Source organism: Sphaerisporangium fuscum, from assembly GCF_018531465.1.
In the GTDB taxonomy this organism is placed as follows: Bacteria; Actinomycetota; Actinomycetes; order Streptosporangiales; family Streptosporangiaceae; genus Sphaerisporangium; species Sphaerisporangium fuscum.
Map to the genome: position 1 here is coordinate 113,464 of NZ_JAHDTF010000002.1, position 20,152 is coordinate 133,615.

General features: G+C 72.3%; 16 protein-coding genes. 3 read left to right on the forward strand and 13 right to left on the reverse strand.

All coding sequences use genetic code 11. The annotated features are described in order from the left end of the window. Window positions 1–177: 177 nt before the first annotated feature. Complete coding sequence (locus KIK05_RS01640) at window positions 178–420, reverse strand: WhiB family transcriptional regulator (RefSeq protein ID WP_184889896.1); 243 nt, start codon at window positions 418–420, stop codon at window positions 178–180. 282 nt (window positions 421–702) lie between these two features. Further along, window positions 703–3,144: a hypothetical protein gene (locus KIK05_RS01645; protein ID WP_214408683.1), complete on the reverse strand. Its 2,442-nt coding sequence runs from the start codon at window positions 3,142–3,144 to the stop codon at window positions 703–705. A 203-nt stretch (window positions 3,145–3,347) separates the two neighbouring features. Between KIK05_RS01645 and cofD the strand changes: the two genes are divergently transcribed. Together cofD and KIK05_RS01655 are read left to right on the forward strand one after the other, a co-directional pair. Beyond that, on the forward strand, window positions 3,348–4,274 hold the full coding sequence (gene cofD, locus KIK05_RS01650) for a 2-phospho-L-lactate transferase (RefSeq protein ID WP_214408684.1): 927 nt from the start codon (window positions 3,348–3,350) through the stop codon (window positions 4,272–4,274). Next, the gene (locus KIK05_RS01655) at window positions 4,271–5,560 is read left to right on the forward strand and encodes a coenzyme F420-0:L-glutamate ligase (protein WP_214408685.1); all 1,290 of its coding nucleotides are present in this window, start codon (window positions 4,271–4,273) and stop codon (window positions 5,558–5,560) included. The genes cofD and KIK05_RS01655 overlap by 4 nt, the downstream gene beginning before the upstream one ends. Here the strand turns inward: KIK05_RS01655 and KIK05_RS01660 are convergent. From KIK05_RS01660 to KIK05_RS01695, 8 genes are all read right to left on the reverse strand, one after another. Further along, window positions 5,550–5,930, reverse strand: coding sequence for a class I SAM-dependent methyltransferase (locus KIK05_RS01660; RefSeq protein ID WP_214408686.1), 381 nt, complete (start codon window positions 5,928–5,930; stop codon window positions 5,550–5,552). The two genes, KIK05_RS01655 and KIK05_RS01660, sit on opposite strands and share 11 nt — an antisense overlap. 13 nt (window positions 5,931–5,943) lie before the next feature. Further along, window positions 5,944–7,632, reverse strand: coding sequence for a substrate-binding and VWA domain-containing protein (locus tag KIK05_RS01665; RefSeq protein WP_308249698.1), 1,689 nt, complete (start codon window positions 7,630–7,632; stop codon window positions 5,944–5,946). Between the two features lie 405 nt (window positions 7,633–8,037). Continuing rightward, window positions 8,038–10,596: a bifunctional FO biosynthesis protein CofGH gene (locus KIK05_RS01670; protein ID WP_214408688.1), complete on the reverse strand. Its 2,559-nt coding sequence runs from the start codon at window positions 10,594–10,596 to the stop codon at window positions 8,038–8,040. Window positions 10,597–10,892: 296 nt separating this feature from the next. Next, entirely contained in the window at window positions 10,893–11,816 is a 924-nt protein-coding gene (locus tag KIK05_RS01675) for a DNA-3-methyladenine glycosylase family protein (RefSeq protein ID WP_214408689.1), read from the reverse strand. Window positions 11,817–11,861: 45 nt separating this feature from the next. Next, window positions 11,862–12,965: a mannose-1-phosphate guanylyltransferase gene (gene manB / locus KIK05_RS48660; protein WP_214408690.1), complete on the reverse strand. Its 1,104-nt coding sequence runs from the start codon at window positions 12,963–12,965 to the stop codon at window positions 11,862–11,864. A gap of 15 nt (window positions 12,966–12,980) precedes the next feature. Then, a complete protein-coding gene (locus tag KIK05_RS01685) occupies window positions 12,981–14,108 on the reverse strand; it encodes a glycosyltransferase family 4 protein (RefSeq protein WP_214408691.1) in 1,128 nt (375 codons plus the stop codon). Window positions 14,109–14,363: 255 nt separating this feature from the next. Continuing rightward, a complete protein-coding gene (locus KIK05_RS01690) occupies window positions 14,364–15,293 on the reverse strand; it encodes a lysylphosphatidylglycerol synthase transmembrane domain-containing protein (protein ID WP_214408692.1) in 930 nt (309 codons plus the stop codon). Beyond that, window positions 15,290–16,135 (reverse strand): class I SAM-dependent methyltransferase, encoded by an 846-nt coding sequence (locus tag KIK05_RS01695; protein WP_214408693.1) that lies wholly within the window; start codon window positions 16,133–16,135, stop codon window positions 15,290–15,292. The genes KIK05_RS01690 and KIK05_RS01695 overlap by 4 nt, the downstream gene beginning before the upstream one ends. A gap of 94 nt (window positions 16,136–16,229) precedes the next feature. Between KIK05_RS01695 and KIK05_RS01700 the strand changes: the two genes are divergently transcribed. Further along, window positions 16,230–17,174 (forward strand): lysylphosphatidylglycerol synthase domain-containing protein, encoded by a 945-nt coding sequence (locus KIK05_RS01700; RefSeq protein ID WP_214408694.1) that lies wholly within the window; start codon window positions 16,230–16,232, stop codon window positions 17,172–17,174. On the opposite strand, the gene KIK05_RS01705 is transcribed toward KIK05_RS01700, so the two are convergent. The 3 genes from KIK05_RS01705 to KIK05_RS01715 all read right to left on the reverse strand — a co-directional run bounded on the left by KIK05_RS01705 (window position 17,129) and on the right by KIK05_RS01715 (window position 20,139). Beyond that, window positions 17,129–18,205, reverse strand: coding sequence for a glycosyltransferase family 4 protein (locus tag KIK05_RS01705; RefSeq protein WP_214408695.1), 1,077 nt, complete (start codon window positions 18,203–18,205; stop codon window positions 17,129–17,131). The two genes, KIK05_RS01700 and KIK05_RS01705, sit on opposite strands and share 46 nt — an antisense overlap. Before the next feature lies 1 nt (window position 18,206). Continuing rightward, window positions 18,207–19,136: a glycosyltransferase family 2 protein gene (locus KIK05_RS01710; protein ID WP_214408696.1), complete on the reverse strand. Its 930-nt coding sequence runs from the start codon at window positions 19,134–19,136 to the stop codon at window positions 18,207–18,209. Window positions 19,137–19,287: 151 nt separating this feature from the next. Next, window positions 19,288–20,139, reverse strand: coding sequence for a permease-like cell division protein FtsX (locus tag KIK05_RS01715; RefSeq protein ID WP_214408697.1), 852 nt, complete (start codon window positions 20,137–20,139; stop codon window positions 19,288–19,290). Between the last annotated feature and the right edge of the window lie 13 nt (window positions 20,140–20,152).

Here is a 20,152-nt window from a genome sequence, read left to right on the forward strand (position 1 = left end):
GCTCGCGGGTTCAGGACCGTTCCAAGGTCCTGCCGGGATCCCGCGGTCATCACCTGCTCCACCTGTCCGGCGGTCACGTCCCCTCGCCCGGTGCGCCGGCCTCGGCCCCCCTTGACCTCAGCCTTCGCGACCCTGACCGTGATCGCTCGATGGTGTCTCGCCGGTGAGGGTCACCCCTCAGCCGGCCTCGCGTTTGATGCGACGGCGCTCCCGCTCGGACAATCCTCCCCAGATGCCGAATCTCTCATCGTGCTGCAGTGCGTACTCCAAGCATTCGGCCCGTACCTCACATGAGCGGCACACCTTCTTGGCCTCCCGCGTGGAACCGCCCTTCTCTGGAAAAAACGCCTCCGGGTCGGTCTGCGCGCACAACGCGCGCTCCTGCCATCCCAGCTCTTCCGCGCCGAGCATCTGTGCCATGACCAGATCGGTCACTGCACACCTCCTGCCGATCGCCCGCCCGCCCCGCAACGGAGCCCCCCTTTTGAACACCTTCCTCAATACCCAGCATGTGAAAGGCGTAACAACACAGCTGTAATTACACGCGTGTGCCGCGTGTGGCGTCAAGCAGCAGGACAGTATCCGGGGAAAGACCAGCTCACCCCGGTATGCAGGCCTCGGCGGAATATGCGGACCCCCGCGGCATATACCGCCCTGCGGAGGATCCGACGGCCTTGTGTAATCCCCCGATCATCAATGCCCTCAGCGCTCGGAACCGTACCAGGGCCTTCCTTGATCCCCTCCAGATCCTGTCTGATCTCTACCAGCGCTTTCCTCCGGCCTTGCCTGGGCGGACCGGTCGGGGGCGTAGATGGCGGTCGGGGCGATGGCGTCGTCCCGCGGAGGCTCCTGCGCCGCCGGCGGCATCGGGGCGTTCAGCGGGTCGTTCTGGTACGCCTTCGGGTCGAAACGCACCGTCTTCTCCGCGGCGGGCTCCTCCCAGCCGGGCTGCCGCTGCTGCTGGTACGGCTGCTCCTGGTGCTGCTGCTGGTAGGGAGCCGGCTGCTGGAACGGCTGCTCGGGAGCCGGTTGCTGGTACGGCTGCTGCTCGGGAGCGGACGGCTGGTACGGCTGCTGCTCGGGAGCCGGCTGCTGGTACGGCTGCGGGTCGGGGCCGGGAGGCTGGTACTGCGGCGGGTACCCCGGCTGGTCCGCGGCCGGCTGCGGCTGCCCGAACGAGCCGCCGCCGTAGCCGGAGCTGAAGTCGGGCGTCCTCACCGGCTGCGTGCCGGTGCCCGCGTACTCCGAGCCCTGCCGGCCGTAGTCCGTGTTCTGGGCCTGCTGGTAGCTCTGCGCCTGCTGGTAGGCCTGCGCGATCTGCTGCTGGCGCGGGTCGGCCGCCTCGGCGTACAGCGGGGACGGCTCGGGCGCGCGCCCGATGTCGCTCCCCTGGTACCCGCCGCCGTACGGGTCCGGCTGCGGGGAGGCCGCGCCGTACGAGCCCGGCTGCGCGCCGGCCTGGCCGTAGCCCGAAGGCTGGTCGAGCGGGCTCTGCTGCGGGCCGGTCTGTCCGTAGGCGGGATCGAGCGGGCTGGTCTGGGGGCCGGTCTGGCCGTACGACGGCTGGTCGAGCGGTCCCGGCTGACCGTAGGACGACGGCTGGTCCAGGGGGCTCGCCTGTGGACCCGTCTGACCGTACGACGAGGGCTGATCGAGCGGACCCGGCTGAGCGTAGGACGGCTGGTCGAGCGGACCCGGCTGAGCGTAGGACGGTTGATCGAGCGGACTCGGCTGGCCGTACTGGGAGGGCTGGTCCAGGGGGCTCTGCTGCGGGCCCGTCTGGCCGTACGACTGGGGCTGCTCATACGGGGCGGACCCCTGCGAGGGCTGCGGGACCGCCTGGCGGGCGCCGGTCGTGAAGGCGTCGGGGCTCGGGAAGGTCCCCGGAGGAGCGGCCGGAACCGGGTGCCGGCCCTGCTGCTCATATGCGCCGGGGGCCTCGGCGGAGGGCTGGGGGGTGTACGGCGCGGCGGCCTGCTGCCCGTAGGTCCCGGCCGGCGGCGCCTCCGCCGGCGTGGAGTGCTGGGGTCCGTACGGCTCACCCGGCGCCTGCGGCTGCCCGTACGGATCGGCCGGCCGCTGCTCGCCCATGCCGTAGGGCTGCGGGGGACCGTCGGGCGCGTACTGCTGACCAGGGCTGTCCGGCGTGAACGGCCGGCCTGCGGTGTCGGGCCCGGACTGCTGCTCCCCCCCGAACTGCGGGGCGTGGTTCTCCGGCCTGTACGGCTGAGCCGGCTGCGGCGACACGTATTGCTGGGTCGCGTTGTCCTGCCCGAACTGCGAGCCGGGGCTGTCCTGCCCGAACTGCTGCGGCGAGCTCTCCTGCCCGAACTGCTGGGCCGGATTGTCCTGCCCGAACTGCTGGGCCTGGGGCCCGGCGCCGTACTGATGGGTCCTGTTGTCGCCCGCGTACTGCGGCTGAGGGTGATCGTCGGGGCCGTACTGCGGCTGAGGACTCTCGCCGACGTACTGCGGCTGAGGGGTGTCCGCCCCGTGGTGGGGCTGCGGACCGTGCGGGGGCGGCGGCAGGGCGGGAAGACCGGTGGGGGCGCCGCTCTGCGGCGGCTGCTCCGGCTGGGCCGGCCGGGGGCCGTGGCCCGGCTGCTCACCATACGGCTGCTGCTCGCCGTACGGCTGCTGCTCGCCGTAGTACGGGGCGCCGTAGCCGGGTCCGTTCGGGCCTTCGCCGGGACGTACGCCGAACCCGTCCCGCCGCGGCGCGCTCGCCGAGGCGGCGGCCGGCTGGAGGACGGACATCGCGTACACCAGCGCGATGGCGACCAGGGCCAGTGAGGGAAGGCCGATCAGCAGGGGGTCGAGCACCCCGGTGCCGCCGGCGAGCGACCCGACGAGGGCGACGAGCCCGAAGGCGGCGGCGACGCCGAGCGCGGCGACGGCCAGGAGGTTCACCAGCCGGGCGCGTGGAGTGGGGGCGCCGAACCTGGTCGTGAGCACGATCGCGCCCAGCGCGAGCGCGGGGAGGACCGGCGAGAGGAGGTCCGGCCGGACGAAGGTCGACCGGATGCCGAACGACCCGTCACCGAGGACCAGCGTCCCGACTCCGCTCAGGACCTGGGTGCAGACCAGCACGAGCATGATCCACGCCGCAGGCTCGCGGAGCCGTCCAGGCTCTACTTTGACCACAACTACCCCCCAATGGGTCCATACGGCACCCGAAGTTTTGCACATCTCCCCACTTCGCGGGCACAAGACCCAAGAACCTCATAGGTCTCGCAACCCACATGTGACCGGCATTCGTCTCGTTCCACGCGACCCTGAACAGCCGTTTCGCGGCGCGGCGACGGGCCGGATCCGGGCGACACGAAGGCAATGGAACACTTGACACCATGCGCATCGTGTCCCTAGCCGGTGGAATCGGCGGCGCCCGCTTCCTGCGCGGACTCCGTTCCGCGGCCCCCGACGCAGAGATCACCGTCATCGGCAACACCGGTGACGACATCACCCTCTTCGGCCTTCGCGTCTGCCCCGACCTCGACACCGTGATGTACACCCTCGGCGGCGGCATCAACGAGGAGCAAGGATGGGGCCGTACCGGCGAGAGCCATGTCGTCAAGGACGAGCTCGCCGCCTACGGCATGGAACCCCAGTGGTTCGGGCTCGGCGACAAGGACATCGCGACGCACATCGTGCGCACGCAGATGCTGAACGCCGGCTACCCCCTCTCCGCGATCACCGAGGCCCTGTGCGCGCGCTGGCAGCCCGGCGTGCGCCTCATCCCGATGACCGACGACCGCGCCGAGACCCATGTGGTGATCAATGACGAGCAGGGCCGGCGTGCCGTCCACTTCCAGGAGTGGTGGGTACGGCTGCGCGCGTCCGTCCCGGCGGAGCAGATCGTGCTGGTCGGCGCCGACGACGCCAAGCCCGCCCCCGGCGTGATCGAGGCCCTCGACGAGGCCGACGTGGTGATCCTCCCGCCCTCCAACCCGGTGGTGAGCATCGGGACGATCCTGCAGATCCCCGGCATCCGGGAAGCCGTGGAGAAGAAGACCGTCGTCGGCGTCTCCCCCATCATCGGGGGCGCCCCGGTGCGCGGCATGGCGGACGCCTGCCTGACCGCGATCGGCGTGGAGACCAGCGCGCAGGCGGTCCTCGAACTGTACGGCTCGCGGCTGCTCGACGGCTGGCTGGTGGCCGAGGAGGACGAGGGCGTCGCGCTGGAGGGCGTCCGGGTGGTCGCCCGGCCCCTGCTGATGACCGATCCGCAGGCCACCGCCGACATCGCCCGCGCCGCCCTGGAGCTGGCCCGATGACCGGCCCCACGAACGGCCGGGCCGTCACCGTCCACGGCGTCGCCGGGCTGCCCGAGGTCCGTCCGGGTGACGACCTCGCCGAGCTGATCACGCGGGCCGTGCCCGGCCTGGCCGACGGCGACATCCTGGTCGTCACCTCCAAGATCGTCAGCAAGGCCGAGGGGCGGGTGCGCCGCGCGGACGGCAGGGCCGGCGCCATCGCCGAGGAGACCGTACGGGTGGTCGCGCGGCGCGGCGAGACCGTGATCGCGCAGACGCGGCACGGCTTCGTCATGGCCGCGGCCGGAGTCGACGCCTCCAACACCGAGCCGGGCACCGTGCTGCTGCTCCCGGAGGACCCCGACGCCTCCGCGCGCCGCATCAGGGCGGGCCTGAAGGCGAACGTCGGGGTGATCCTCTCCGACACCTTCGGGCGGCCGTGGCGCAACGGCCTCACCGACGTCGCCATCGGCGCGGCCGGCGTGCGCCCGCTCGACGACTTCCGCGGCTCCTCCGACGGCTACGGCAACCCGCTCTCGGCGACGGTCACGGCGCTGGTCGACGAGATCGCGGCGGCGGCCGAGCTCGTCAAGGGCAAGCTCGACGGAGTCCCGGTGGCGATCGTGCGCGGCCTGTCCCACCTGGTCACGGCCGACGACGGCCCCGGCGTGCGGCCCCTGGTCCGGCCCGCCGACGAGGACATGTTCCGGTACGGCTCGGCGGACGTGCTGTACGCCCGCCGCACGATCAGGGAGTTCTCCCCCGAGCCGGTGGACCCGGCGGCGGTCCGGCGCGCCGTGAACGCCGCCATCAGCGCCCCGGCGCCGCACCACACGACGCCCTGGCGGTTCGTGCTGCTGGAGTCGCCCTCGGCGCGCGAGAAGCTGCTGGACGCGATGCTGGAGGCCTGGATCGGCGACCTTCGCGCCACCGGTTTCACCGAGGAGTCGATCGCCCGCCGGGTGAAGCGCGGCGAGGTGCTGCGCCGGGCGCCGTACCTCGTGGTCCCGTGCCTGGTGATGGAGGGATCCCACACCTACCCCGACGAGCGCCGCAACGCGGCCGAACGAGAGATGTTCGTCGTCGCCATGGGGGCGGGCGTGCAGAACCTCCTGGTGCACCTCGCCGTGGAGGGCCTGGGGTCGGCGTGGGTGTCGTCCACCATGTTCTGCCGCGACGTGGTCCGCGAGCTCCTCGACCTGCCGGACACGTGGGACCCGATGGGCGCGGTCGCCGTCGGCCACGCGGCGGCCCCGCCCCGCGACCGTCCGCCGCGCGACGCCGCCGACTTCGTCGTCACGCGCTGACCAGCGGACCCCCGGCCACCGGCCTGCGGCACACGTACGCCAGGCCGGGCGGGATGTTCCGCCAGACCGGCCCGGTGACCAGCACCTCCTCGAAGGCCGCCCGCAGCCGCCGCCGGAACGCCCGCGCCCCCGGCAGCGGCAGGCCGGTCAGGTAGGCCACGGTGGTGAAGGCGCCGGCCGGGGTCAGCACGCGGCCGACCTGCCCCAGGACGCGCGCCTGGAGCGCCCCCGGGAACAGCGACCACGGCAGCGTGCTGACCACGGCGTCGGCGCGCGTCACCCCGGCTCGTTCCAGAAGCCCGCACAGTTCGGCCGCGTCGCCGCGGACGACCTCCAGCCAGGGCTTGGCCCGGCGCAGGTGGGCGACCATCGACGGCTGCCCGTCAGCTCGCCTTCGGGCAGGTCGGGTTGCACAGGCGGCGGGCCAGGGCGTTGAGGAAGACGTCGATGATCTCGCCGGGCCGGGAGGCCACGTGCAGGGAGCCGTTGGTGGCCGAGGTGATCTCGCCCAGGGCGGCGCTGTCGGCGCTGCCGAAGGCGATCATGATGATCTGCACCGGATGGTCGGGGTTCCACTCCTGGTGCAGCTTCGCGACCAGCTCCTGCCGGGACATGCCGGTACCGTCGTCCTTGCCGGCCGTGATGACCAGGAGTGAGTTGTTCATCGCGATGTCGTACTTCGAGCCGACCTCGCGGAATCCGGCCAGGATGCTGTCGTAGAGGGAGCTGTCCCGGTCCTTGTAGGCCTTGAGGGTCTGGGTGTACTCGTCCAGCCTGGTCCGCCGGGTGTACTGGTCACCCTGGCGATCGGGCTCGGTGATCGGCCCCAGACCGACGAGCGGGCGGTACCCCTTGCCGTCCAGCCCTTCGGCGAACTCCCAGAGCCCGAGGTGGGTGGAGGCGGGGAACAGCTGAAGCCCCAGGTGGGTGGCCTTGAGCGCCACCGACTGCCGGGTGGCGTCCTTCTCACCGGCGATGGGCTCGGTCATGTGCTTGGAGACGTCGGCCAGGACGAGCAGGTTGCTCGGCGGGGCGAGGCGGCTCCAGGCGTCGAGGGCCTCGTCGATCACCGACGGGGTGATGGACGGACGAGGGCGGGGCTGGTCGAAGGGGATCTCCGGCCCCGCTTCGAGCGGCGGCTCCTTGCCGTCGGGCAGGCGGAACCCTCCCTGGCGCACCTCCGTCCGCGTCTCCGGCGAGGTCAGCCAGTCGCCGAAGAGCCGGGCGCCGGCGGCGTCGGCGGGGTCGGTGGCCGTGACGACGTAGGGATAGTCGAGGATGATCGTCCCCTCTTTGGGGTTCAGCGCCACGACGGGATCGCTCGACGGCGTCCGGCCGTGCAGCCACACCGACTGCTCCGGCACCACCACGACCGGACGCTGCCAGAACGACCTGTCGTCCACCGCGGCCACCATCGAGCGGTAGTCGGGAACCGAGCCGGCCTGCGCCATGCGGACGAAGGCGGTGAGCTCCTTGGCGCCCTTGTCGCCCGAGCCGGCGATGTCCCTGGCGGCGGCCACCGTGGCGATCCCCGCGCCCGCCATCGAGGGGTCCGGGATGCGGACGACGTCCGGTTCGCCCTCGGACGGCTGGAGCCGTCCCCGGGCGGTGGCCGGGAACACCATCTCCCAGCTCATCTCGGTCTTGCCGGCGGCGAACCGCTGGGCGAGCGAACGCCGGGTCGCGAACACCAGCGGCGAGGTGGCGATCACGGTCTGGCCGGAGGCGAGGCCGGGGGCGCCCTGCTTGCGGGCGAGCCGGATCCAGGCCGAGGAGTCGGCGATCCAGGCGTCGGGCCGCTGGGCGAGCACACCGGCCTGGTCCCCGATCAACGTGCGCAGGACGGGCGCGGGGCCCTCCTCGTTCACCTCCACCAGGACGCAGCGGCCGTCCACGCCGGCCCTGGTGGCGTTGAACCGCTCGGCGGCCCGCATCGCGACGGGGGCGATGTCGACCGCCGCGTCGACGTCCACGAGCACCGGGTCGCGGGACGAGCATCCGCCCCCGCCGCGCGTGAGGGCCACGACCAGCACCCCGGTGAGCACGACGAGGGCGGTGATCGCGGCGAGCACGCCACGACGCGGAGCCCGGGGGCGCGGGGCCGGAGCGACCGGTTCCGCGCGGTGCCGGCCATGTCGCCCAGACGCCACGGCTCGCCTCTCGTTGTCTCTCGTTACAAAGACTGAGTCGGACGATTCTCCCAAAGGTCACCGTGGCCCGCGCAAGTAGCGCAAAGGCGGAAATGTAGAACTTGTTATAACGCCATCCGACAACCAGCCGGCCTCGCCCCCGCACGACGACGCCGGCCTCGCCGTCCCCTCATCCCGCCGACGCGGCGCCGAGGAGAACACCGACCTGACGAAGCGGGATCAGCACGCCGCTCCCCTCCCGTCGGAGGTGATCAGGCTCTCCATCCGGCGCCGCGGCGGCGAGAAGGTGGGCGGCGAAGTCGGCGCCGTTCCCGGTGGGACGGTGACTCATGGGGCCAGCAGTGGGATGGTCCGGCGGACGCTGCGGCAGACGCCGTCGCTGGCCCTGGCGGCGGCGAGCCGCTCCTCGGAGGGCGTGCCGTAGCCGGTGGTGCGCTGGCGGAGGGGGCGGCCGGTGGGGGCGACCATGGCGGCGATCTCGCTGATGGTCTTGTACGAGCCGTTCTCCGACCCGGCCATCCTGCTGATCGTCTCCTCCATCAGCGTGCCGCCGAGGTCGTTCACCCCGCCGGACAGCACCGACCGGCACAGCTCGTCCTGGAGCTTCACCCACGAGCACTGGATGTTGTCGATCGCCCCGTGCAGCATGATCCGCGCGAGGGCGTGCACGGCGCGGTTCTCCCTGGCGGTCGGGCCGGGCCGGGCGATGCCCGCCAGGTAGATCGGCGCGCTGTGGTGGACGAACGGCAGCAGCACGAACTCCGAGAAGCCGCCGGTCTCCTCCTGGATACGGCGGATCAGCCGGATGTGCGCCACCCAGTGCGCGGGAGTGTCCACGTGGCCGTACATCATGGTCGAGGTCGTCGGGATGCCGACGCGGTGCGCCGTGGTGATGACCTCGACCCACTCGCGGGTGGGCAGCTTGCCCTTGGTGAGCACCCAGCGCACGTCGTCGTCGAGGATCTCCGCGGCCGTGCCCGGCAGGGAGTCGACCCCCGCCTCCTTCGCCGCCACCAGCCAGTCCTCGATCGACATGTTGGTGCGGCTGGCGCCGTTGATCACCTCCATCGGGGAGAAAGCGTGGACGTGCATCTCCGGGCACCGCTGCTTGACGGCCTTGGCGATGTCGAAGTACGCCGCGCCGGGCAGGTCGGGGTGGATACCGCCCTGCATGCACACCTCGGTGGCCCCCGCCTCCCACGCCTCGGCGGCCCGGTCGGCGACCTGGTCGAGGGAGAGGGTGTAGGCGTCGGCGTCGGTGCGCCGCTGGGCGAACGCGCAGAACCGGCATCCGGTGTAGCAGACGTTGGTGAAGTTGATGTTCCGGTTGACGACGTAGGTCACGTCGTCGCCCACCGCCTGCCGGCGCAGGTCGTCGGCGATCCGGCACAGTTCGTCCAGGTCGGCGCCGTCCGCGCCCAGGAGGGTGAGCGCCTGGGCGTCGGTGAGCCCCGCCGGGTCGGACGCGGCGCGGCGCAGCGCCTCCCGCAGGTCGCCGTCGATCGCGGTGCCCGCCGTCGGGACGCGGTCGCGCAGGGCGTCCCAGTCGCCGTAGACGTTCTCGAAGTCGTCGCGCCGGTCCGCGGACCGCCCGGTCGTGTCGACCTCCACGTGCAGGTCGGTACGGCCGCCGGGGGCGAACCCGCCGTCGGGCTCCTGCCAGGGCCGACCCACGGGAACGGTGTCGAGCGCGAGGCCGGTCTCCGGGTCGGCCAGCGCGGCGACGTGGCCGGCGAGGCGCGGGTCCAGCCACGGCTCCCCCGCGAGCACGTACTCCGGGTAGATCGTCAGACGTTCCTTGAGCGTGAACCCGGCGGCGGCGGTCCGGGCGGCCAGTTCCTCGATCTGCGGCCAGGGGCGCTCGGGGTTGACGTGGTCGGGGGTGAGCGGCGAGACGCCGCCCCAGTCGTCGATCCCGGCCCTGATCATCAGGCTGTACTCGTCGCCGATGAGGTTCGGCGGGGCCTGGACGCGCGTCTTGGTGCCGAGGACGAGCCGGGTGACCGCGATCGTGGCGGCGAGTTCGTGCAGGTCCGCGTCCGGCATGCCGCGCATGGCGGTGTCCGGCTTGGCGCGGAAGTTCTGCACGATGACCTCCTGCACGCCGCCGTACTCCCGGGCGACGCGGCGGATGGCGAAGATCGACTCCGCCCGGTCGGCGACGGTCTCGCCGATGCCGATGAGGATGCCCGTGGTGAACGGCACGTTGGTGCGGCCGGCGTCCTCCAGCACGCGCAGCCGCACCGCCGGGTCCTTGTCGGGCGAGCCGTAGTGCGGCTGCCCCTTCTCCTCGAACAGCCGTCGCGAGGTGGTCTCCAGCATCATGCCCATGGAGGGCGCGACGGGCTTGAGCCGCTGCAGGTCGCGCCAGGTCATGACCCCCGGGTTGAGGTGCGGGAGCAGGCCGGTCTCCTCCAGGACCCGGATGGCCATCGCGCGCACGTACGACAGGGTGTCGTCGTAGCCGTGCGCGTCCAGCCACTCCCGGGCCTGGTGCCAGCGGTCCTCGGGGCGGTCGCCGAGCGTGAACAGCGCCTCCTTGCACCCCATGGCCGCGCCCTGCCGGGCGATCTCGAGCACCTCGTCGGGGCTGAGGAAGGCGGCGGGCAACTTGCCGGGGGCGGTCGCGAACGTGCAGTAGCCGCATCGGTCGCGGCACAGCCTGGTCAGCGGGATGAACACCTTGCGGCTGTAGGTGACGACGCCCTCGCGTCCCACGGATGCGAGACCGGCGTCCCGCACCCGGCCGGCGTATTCGAGAAGCCGATCGAGGTCGGCCCCGCGCGCGTGCAAGAGGACCGTGGCCTCCGACACGTCGAGCGCCTTGCCGTCCCTGGCCCGCGCCAGCGCTCGCCGCATCGCGGCGTCAGTGGGGTTCACGTTCATGAAGGCACAGTACGAAACCGTTCCAACCATCCGGTCCATCGGGGGGCCCGTAAGTCAGCGGACTTTAGCGATCCTTAAAGGTAAGAGTCAGAAGTTCTAGATGGACGTAAACAGTTGCATGGGACGACAATTGAGTCATCACCCCTTCCAACCCCAGGAGACTGCAATGTCCGTGCTGGTCATCGCCTTCATCGTCGCCGCCGCCGTCCTCGCTCCGCTCTTCGGAGCCGACACGCGCGACGGTCGCGACTGGAGACCCGCGACCCCGTGGACGCCCGACGAGGGACACGAGGACGTCAGAACGATCGGTAGTCGCGAGCGGGCATCCTCGGCCCGCGTGCGGGTGGCCTCCGCCCGCTGATCTCCAGCAGGCGGGTGATCCGGTACCGGTGCCCGCTGAACGGAGCGAGCAGTTCGAGCATCCCCGCGTCGTCGGTCTTCCGTCCCGTCAGCGACCATCCCACCAGCGAGGGCAGGTGGTAGTCGCCGACCGAGACGGCGTCGGGATCACCATGGGCCCGCTGCCGCGTCTCCGCCGAGGTCCACACCCCGATTCCCGGCAGCGCCCGCAGCAGCCTGTCGGCCTCCGCCGATCCGGCCGCCTCCAGCTTGGCGGCGTGCGGGGCGGCGTTGACGATCGTCCTGGCCCGTACGGCCTCCGCGCCGGCGCGGTGCCAGTCCCACGAAGGGACCGCCCGCCACACCTCGGGCGCCGGGAAGACCCGCATGCCGGCGGGCGCCGGGCCCGGGGCGGGCTCGCCGTACCTGCCCAGCAGCCAGCGCCAGGCGCGCCAGGCCTCACGGCCGACGACCTTCTGCTCCAGGACGGCCGGCACCAGCGCCTCGAAGACCCGTGAGGTGCGCCCGACCCGCACCCCGGCGTAGCGGGCGGCCAGCTCCCGCAGCAGCTCGTACCCGCCGGAGGCGGTCCGTTCGACCAGCCGCCGGAACTCGGCCACCTGGTCGTCGGCCCCGAGCAACTGGGGCAGCGTCTCCAGCATCCAGCCCGCGCCGGGCCCCCACGCCCGCGCCACCACGACCCCCTCGCGGGCGTCGGCCACCAGGCGCAGCGTCCCCGGGCCGTCGGGCGTGCGGGACGTACGCCAGATCGCCCCGTCGGGAGTGATCTGCCAGGCGGGATCGCCGGTGCCGCGGCGGTGCGGCGCCATCGTCGTCCTCACGTCGAGAGGACCGTCGGGCCGCCACCTGCGTTCCAGCACCCACCCAGCCTATTGCGCCGTGCGGCCCCGATCCCCGGGCGCTCGTCAGACGTCGCTGGAGAAGCGCACGGCGTTCGGCGGAAGGTGGACGCCTGGCCAGACCCGCGCGCCGGAGAGCAGCTCGTTGCCCGGACCCACCACGGCGCCGTCGCCGACCACGGCGTTGCGCAGCACGGCCCCCGAGCGGATGATCGCCCCGGCCCCGACCACGGAGTCGACGACGACGGCCCCCGACTCCACGACGCAGCCCGCGTCGAGCACGCTGCCCTGGACGCACGCGTCGGACTCCACCCGCGCCCGGGCGCCCACCACCGTGCCGCCGGAGACCTTGGCGTTCGGCGAGACACTGGCCTCGGGCAGCGTGAGGAACTCCCCGCAGGGACCGGGAAGCGCCGGGGACCTCAGGCGGCCGAGCACCAGGTCGCAGGACCCCTGGACGAAGGCCGCCGGGGTGCCGACGTCGAGCCAGTACGACCGGTCGGCGTACCCGAGCACCAGCTCGCCGGACTCGATCAGGCTGGGGAAGGTCTCGCGCTCCACCGAGACCACCTGGCCCTCGGGGATCCGGTCGATGCACGAGCGCTGGAAGACGTAGCAGCCGGCGTTGATGCGGTTCGTCACGGGGTTCGGGGTCTTCTCCAGGAAGGCGGTGACCCGGCCGTCGTCGTCGGTGGGCACGCAGCCGAAACGCGAGGGGTCGTCGACCTCCGTCAGGTGGAGCGTGAGGGAGGCGCCGCTGGAGACGTGCAGGGCGACCTGCTCGGAGATGTCGTGGCCGGAGAGGATGTCGCCGTTGAGCACCAGCACCGGAGCGTCGGGGCCGCAGGTGAGCGCCTGGGCGGCGTTGCGGATGGCGCCGCCGGTGCCGAGCGGCGTCTCCTCGGTCATGTACTCCAAGGAGAGCCCGAACGCCGAACCGTCCCCGAAGGCCTCGTTGAACATCGAGGCTCGGTAGGAGGTGGCGAACACGATGCGCCGGACGCCGAACGAGCGCGCCCGCGCGAGCTGGTGGGCGAGGAAGGGGACGCCCGCGGTGAGCAGCAGCGGCTTGGGGGTGCTCAGGGTGAGCGGGCGTAGCCGGGTGCCCTGGCCGCCGACGAGGAGGATGGCCTCGAGATGCGCCGACTCCGGCGAGTAGCTGTCCGTCACACGGGTGAGGCTAGCTCACTGATCGAGTGCCCGTTGATAGGACACCATATGCGCTTCGGCGGAGGCGTCCCACGTGAACTCCCGCGAGCGGGCGATCCCGGCCTCCGACAGGGCCCGCCTGCGCTCGGGTGACTCCAGCAGCGCCCGCAGCGCGTCCCTGATGCTCTCGGCGTCCGGCTCGGTGTACGCCACGGCCTCGCCGCCGACCTCGGGAAGCGAGGTGCGGTGGGTGGTGAGCACGGGAGCGCCGCAGGCCATGGCCTCCAGCACCGGCAGCCCGAAGCCCTCGCCGCGCGAGGGGAAGGCCACCACGACCGCGCCGCCGAGGAACCCCGGCAGGTCGGCGAAGGAGAGGTAGCCGGGGCGCACCACGCGCACCGTCACCGGAAGCCGGCTGATCGCCTCGTCGACCTCGTCGTTCCAGCTCGCGCCGCTGGCCAGCACCAGTGCGGGCGGGGACGGCAGGTCGCCGGCGGCCTGCCCGAAGCCCCTGACGAGGTTCGGGACGTTCTTGCGCGGCTCGAAGGCGCCGAGGAAGGCGACGTACGGCCGGCCGTGCAGGCCCAGCCGGCCCGCCACCCTCTTGATCTCGCCGTCGGACGGCGGGTGGAACAGCGCCGGGTCGACCCCGTGGTAGGCGACGTCGATGCGGGTGGGATCGGCCTCCAGCACGCGCACCAGCTCGTCGCGGGTCGCCTTGGAGGGCACGATGACCCGCGAGGCGTGGCGGGCGGCCGTGCGCGTGGCGGCCCGGAAGAAGGACCCCTTGGTGATGTCGTGCTGGTCGGGCTCGGTGAACCAGATCGCGTCGTGGACGGTGGCGACGGTGGGCAGCCCGCAGTGGAGCGGGATGGAGTAGTAGGGGGCGTGGATGACCTGGGCGCCCACCTGGCGGGCCAGCACGGGGACGCCGGTCTGCTCCCAGACCAGCCGGGGACCCCTGCTGGCGATGGCCGGGGGCCCGGGGATGATGCGCGCGGACGGCGCGAGGTGACCGTAACGCTCGGCGTCGGCTCGCTGGCACACCACCGCGAGATCGGCGCCGGCCCGGTCGAGAGCCGCGACGAGCCCGTCGACGTAGCGGATCAGCGCCCCGCGGTCGGCGGGAGCCGCTGTGGCGTCGACGAGCACTCGGGGCGTCAAGAGCGGTCGTTCCTTTCGGGTCTCCGTGCCTGCCTGGAGCGACGGAGACCGCGCGCGGGCGAAAGGCGCTCCATCGTGCGAACCGGCCGGTGCACTGCCGTGCCCCGTCGGCTCGCGCCGGCTGTCCTCGCCCCGATCCCCATCAACCTCACTCTATTGCGAGCGTCCCCAAATTCGTGAGAGAAATCACCGGACATTCAGGGCGGAAGCCATCCACCGGGCGGGGGGCACGCCCTGCCGATCGGCGTCCGGCGGTCAGCGGGAGTGGCGTTCGACGGCGGCCGGGACGGCCTCCGCGCGGCGGGCGGCCAGGCCGGCGAGCCCCGCGCAGATGAGGTCCCCGGCCGAGACCACCAGCCGGGAGCACAGCGCCGCCGCGATGGCCGAGCCCCCGTCGAGCACGGGCGCCAGCGCCGCCACCATGGCGACCTCGCGCACGCCCGCCCCCGCGGGGGCGACGACGATGACGAACCCCAGGCACCAGGCGAGCGCGAACGCGCCGAGGGAGAGGGCGAGGGCCCGCGGCCCGGTGGCCCCCAGCCCGGCGGCGATCAGCGCCAGGTGCACGCCGTACGCCAGCCAGCCCGCGAAGGCCCAGCCGGCGGAGGCGAGCACGCCACGGCGGCTGAGCGGGCGCTCCAGCGGGGGCCGGCGCAGCGCCTTGAGGCCGAGGCCGATGACACCGTTGACGATCTTGGGATGCAGGCCCACGGCGAGCAGGGGAAGCAGCAGCAGGAGCCAGGCGTACCGGGCCACGGAGTCGCCGGCGAACACCGGGAGGGTCACGGCGGCGACCAGGAGACCGCTGGCGAGATAGATCGGATAGGTCAGGAAGAAGGCGGCGGCGCTTCGCGAGCGCGGGACGCCCAGGTCCTTGCCCATCTCCATCTGCGCGAGCACCGGCCACAGCGACCCGGGGATGTACTTGCCGAGCTGCCCGACGAAGAAGACCTTCGCCGCGCCCGCGAACGGCAGCGGGGACCCCAGGTCGGCCAGCAGCGCCCGCCACATGAGCATGCCCGCCGTCAGCGCCCCGAGCACGGCCACCAGGGAGCCCGCGAGCAGCGGCCAGGAGAGCCGGGAGAAGCCGTCGGCGACCTGCGCCCACCGGCCCGCGATGGCCCACGCCCCGAACCCCAGCGCGACCAGCAGGAAGACGCCCCTGATCAGCTTCTTGCGGTTCACGGCGTCGGCACGGGCTCGGGCGGCTGCGGCAGGCCGGCGCCGAGCGGCCTGCGCGGGCTCTTGGTCGCCACCCACAGGTAGGTCGGGACGACGGGCAGGAGCGCCCGCAGGGCCGGACGCGGCGTCCTCGCCAGCGTGGACTGCGCGACCCGCCCGACCGTCCCCGGGAACAACTCGCCTCCGGCGAACCGCTCCGGGGAGGCCAGCACCGGGAACGAGTAGTCCCACACGTGGAAGCCGGCGAGCATGCGCCGCAGCCCCCGCCGGGTGCGGAAGCGCTCGTAGTAGTGGTCGGCGCGGCCGGTCGCCCGGACGTACCGGTCGGCCAGCGACGGCGGGAGGTACGACAGGAACGGCAGCTTGTAGTGGGGCTCCATCACGCCGAGGCGGTTGCCGAGGCCGAGGTACAGCACGCCGTCGTCGGCGAGCACCCGGTGCATCTCCTTCACCACGGCGTCGGGGTCGACCACGTGCTCGTAGATGTGGTTGAAGACCAGCACGTCCATCGAGCGGTCGGGGAAGGGCAGCGCGGTGCCGTCGGCGCAGACGAACTCGACCCGCTCGCCGAACCGTTCGGCCGCCTTGCGCAGGCCGGGGACGTCGATGTCGACGCCGAACGCGTGGGCGGCGCCCGCCGAGGCGAGCTCGTCGGCGATGAACCCGGCCGAGCACCCGATGTCGGCGACGGTCAGCCCTTCGAGCACCGTGACGCCGGCGTCCCTGCCGAGGAAGTGCGCGAGCACAGCGATGATCTTGGCCGCCTTGCGGCGGCGCTTGGCCTCGTCCAGCATCGCGGACTGGAATTCGGAGTACTCGAGCTGTGCCACGCGTTGCCTACCCACGCCGCCCAAGAGTAGTGGGTGCCCGCGTCATGAGGGCGTAACGATGGCGCGGCGAAGCTACCCCTTGGTAATGATGACGTCGTACGCTGGCCGAATGCTGAGCCGGTTGCGATCGAGCCCCCTGCTGAGGGCCGCGCTCGCGCTCGTCGCGCTGGGCTTCCTGGGCTACGGGCTGTCCAAGAACTGGAACGACTCCGTCGCCGCCCTCACGAGGCTGTCGTGGTGGACGGTCGCGGGCTCCTTCGCGGCCGTGCTGGTGGGCCTGGGCTTCATGCTGGTGGCCTGGCGCGCCGTGCTGGCCGGGTTCGGCTCCCGGCTGCCGATGGGGATCGCCGCGAAGGTGCTGTTCATGGGGCAGCTCGGCAAGTACATCCCCGGCTCGGTGTGGGCGTTCGCCGCCATGATGGAGCTCGCCCGCGACCACGGCTCCCCGCCCCGCCGCACCTTCGGCGCCACCGTGGTCGGCCTGGTCGACTCGCTCGGCTGCGCGCTCGCGCTCGCGGCGGTGACGCTGCCCCTCACCTCGCAGGACGTCGCGCGGCAGACGTGGTACCTGCTCGCGCTCATCCCGCTCATCGTGATCGGCCTGCACCCCCGGGTGCTGACCTTCGGCCTCAACCTCCTGCTGCGGATCGCCCGCAAGGAGCCGCTCGACCAGGTGCTCTCCGGACGCGCCATGCTCGTGGCGACGGCCTGGACGATGGCCGGGTGGCTGTTCTACGGCGCGCACATCTGGCTGCTGCTCGGCGACATGCGCCCCGGTGGGGCGTCGCTGTTCGCGGTGGCCGCCGGGGCGTACGCGCTGGCCTGGGTCACGGGCCTGCTCACCGTGATCGTCCCGGCCGGCATCGGCGTGCGCGAGGGCGCCATGGTGCTGGTGCTCGCCCCGGTGCTGGACGCCCCGCACGCGCTGGTCATCGCGGTCGTGTCGCGGCTGGCGTTCACCCTGGCCGACGTGGTGTGGGCCGGTCTCGGCTTCCTGCTGGCGCGCGCTCACGCCCCGTCGGCGAGCAGGACCTCCGAATACGCCGCCCAGTAGGGCTCCGGGTCGACGGCCTTGACCCCCGCCGCCAGCCGCTCGGGCTCGCCGTCGGCGTAGAACCGGCCGAGGGCCTCGGCCAGCGCGTCGGCCGAGCCGGGCTCGACCAGCAGGCCGTCGACGCCGTCGGTGACGTGCTCGGCCAGCGCCCCCACCCTGGTGGCGATGACGGGGAGGCCGTGCTCGTGGCCCAGCCAGGCGTTCTGGCTGGCGGTGGCCGACCGGTAGGGCAGCACGAGCGCGTCGGCCCGCGCGAACAGCGCCGGGACGTCGGCGGCGGCGACGTACCCCGGCCGCAGCTCCACCCGGTCACCGAGCCCGAGCTCGGTGATCAGCGCACGCGTGTCGTCCAGGCCGCCCCAGAACTCGCCGGCCACGGTCAGCGAGACGTCCGGCACGCGGGCGAGGGCGCGCAGCAGCAGGTCGAGCCCCTTGTACGGCCTGACCATGCCGAAGAACAGCAGCCGGCGGCGCACCTCCCGGACGCCCGTCGCCTCGGCCCTGGCCGGCAGGTGGGGCGGCAGCGCGGCGACGGACACCGGCGCGGGCGCCAGCCGCCTGGCCAGCCCCGCCTGCTCCTCCGAATGCGCCAGCACCCGGTCGACCCGCCGCAGCAACGCCCTCATCAGCGGCGCGTCGTACGGCTTGCGCTCGTGCGGCAGCACGTTGTGGCACAGCGCCACCACCCTCGCGCGGCCGCGCAGGCCGGAAAGGATGCCGAGGTACGGCGGGACCTGCACGGGGCTGAGCACCGTCAGCACCACGAGGTCGGCCCCGCGCAGCCGGCGCCCGCCCCGGAACCAGCCGTCGGGGCGGCGCCAGTCGAGGTCGCGCCGCACGCCGGGGTACGGCTCACCCTCGGGCTCCGAGATCGTCTGCTGTCCCGGGTAGAGGAACGAGGGGTACTGCGCGCGCCACGACTCGATCACGACGTCGTGGCCGCGCGCCGCCAGCCGGTGCGCGAGCTCGGTGGTGTGCTGCGCCCCGCCGCCCTTGTACGGATAGGTCGGGCCGACGATCGCGATCCGCACGTCATTCGCCCCGGGAACGCACGATCAGGTCCGCCAGCAGCGCCAGCGAGCCGATGATCAGCCCGGACAGGAAGGTCATGACCGTGCTCGCCGGGAAGTAGAAGGGGTGCCGGATCATGTCGACGATGCCCTTGACGAACGCGATCACGACGAGCCAGATCGCGGGCGGCATCAGCACCTTGAGCGGGTTGAAGTACATGACCATCCGCAGCACCTGCAGGATGTAGCGGTAGGCGTCGGAGATGAAGCTGAACTTCGACTTGCCCGCCCGCTTGCTGTACTCGATGGGCATGTAGTGCACGTCGTGCTGGTTCGACAGGAACGCCAGCGTGATCGTCGTGACGCAGGAGAAACCGGGAGGCAGCAGCCGGAGGTACGGCAGCGAGACCGACTTCCGGAAGGCCCGCAGGCCGGAGTTGAGGTCGGGGATCTCCTGCCCGGCCAGGCGCTCGGCCACCTTGCGGATGAACCACTTCGCCGGCACCCGCAGGACCTTGTGCGAGCCCTGCTCGCTGGTGCGCGCCCCCACGACCTGGTCGATCGTGGGGTCCTTCTCGAGGATCTGCACCAGCTCGGGGATGCGCTCGTTGGGGTAGGTCATGTCGGCGTCGGTCCACACGACGATCTCGCCCCGGGCGTCCTGCGTGCCGATGCGCCGTACGGTGCCCGAGCCGCCGTTGCGGTGGAAGGCCACGATGCGCATGCGCGGGAAACGGGGCGCGGCCTCCTGCAGCCGCTCGAGGGTGCCGTCGGTGGAGTGGTCGTCGACGGCGACCAGCTCGTAGGTGTAACCGCTGACGTCCATGGCGCCGCAGATGCGTTCGACCTCGTCGATGACGTGATCCTGCTCGTTGTAACAGGGCAGGACGATCGTCACGTAGGGATTGGCGTCCACGGCGGGTCCAGTCTCAGGAGTCTCGGTCACACTCACGTGGGGCGAGGATACAGTGCCCGGCCGGCAAAGGTTTCCACCTCGTCCCCATCGGAACCCTTCCCGGCCACGGCCTGGAACGCCCCAGGCCGCCGTCCAGACTCTCCCAAGCCGCTCCCTCTCCTGGTGGAGCCGCTTCGCCGGCGGCCGGTCACTCGACGCGGGTGACCTCCAGGACGCCGGGCATCGTGTCGACCGCCTGGCGCACCAGCTTGTAGCCGTCCGGCCTGCCGATCCTGAGGCGGAAGGACTCTCGCACGGCCGAAGACGGGATGCCGGTGTCGCCGTCGACACCTTCGGGGAAGTAGCGCTTCATCAGCTTGAGGGCGAACGCCTTGTCCTCGAAGTAGATCTTCTCCACACCGTCGATGCCACGGAGCCGGTCGAGGATGGCCTGCTTGGGCTGCTCGGCGATCGGGCCGGTTCTGAACGACGTGCACAACTCGCCGGGGCCGGCTCCGCACAGGTAGACCGAGACGTCGGCCTTGCCGCTCCAGAAGTCGGTGATCTCGCGCCGGACGTCCAGGACGCCGGGTACGTGCCTCAGCCGTGCCTCCACGGCCGGATAGTCCGCGGAGCGACGGAGCGTGCCGTCGAGCCTGTCGGAGAAGTGGGTGCGGTCCAGCGGCTTCGTGTGTGCCTCCGGGTCCTCCTCATACGCCTTGAGCGCCTCCCGGTACTGCTCTTCCTTGCCGACCACCTTCACCGAGGCCACTCCCGGGATCGCCCGGACCGCGTCCGGCACCTCGCCTCCGTGCCCGAAATACACCCGGAAGCGGAGCTGTTCGGGCAGGGCGGCGTCCGGCGGGGGAAGCGGCTTGCGGGACTGGAGGTAGAGGTACGTTCCACCACCGCCGGCCAGCGCGAGCGCGACGACGATCGCCGCGCCCACCGCCAGCAGCCGGCGGTGAGCGGTGACCCATCGGCGCAAGCGGGGTTCGCGATCGGGATCACCGCCGAACGACAGCTCCTCGGTACCGGATGATCCTTCAGGCGTGTCCATGCCGCCCACTCTC

Coding starts and splice junctions, on each gene's coding strand:
- KIK05_RS01640 (WP_184889896.1), bottom strand. CDS start 420: ATGGCACAGATGCTCGGCGCGGAAGAGCTGGGATGGCAGGAGCGCGCG.
- cofD (WP_214408684.1), top strand. CDS start 3,348: ATGCGCATCGTGTCCCTAGCCGGTGGAATCGGCGGCGCCCGCTTCCTG.
- KIK05_RS01655 (WP_214408685.1), top strand. CDS start 4,271: ATGACCGGCCCCACGAACGGCCGGGCCGTCACCGTCCACGGCGTCGCC.
- KIK05_RS01660 (WP_214408686.1), bottom strand. CDS start 5,930: ATGGTCGCCCACCTGCGCCGGGCCAAGCCCTGGCTGGAGGTCGTCCGC.
- KIK05_RS01670 (WP_214408688.1), bottom strand. CDS start 10,596: ATGAACGTGAACCCCACTGACGCCGCGATGCGGCGAGCGCTGGCGCGG.
- KIK05_RS01700 (WP_214408694.1), top strand. CDS start 16,230: ATGCTGAGCCGGTTGCGATCGAGCCCCCTGCTGAGGGCCGCGCTCGCG.
- KIK05_RS01715 (WP_214408697.1), bottom strand. CDS start 20,139: ATGGACACGCCTGAAGGATCATCCGGTACCGAGGAGCTGTCGTTCGGC.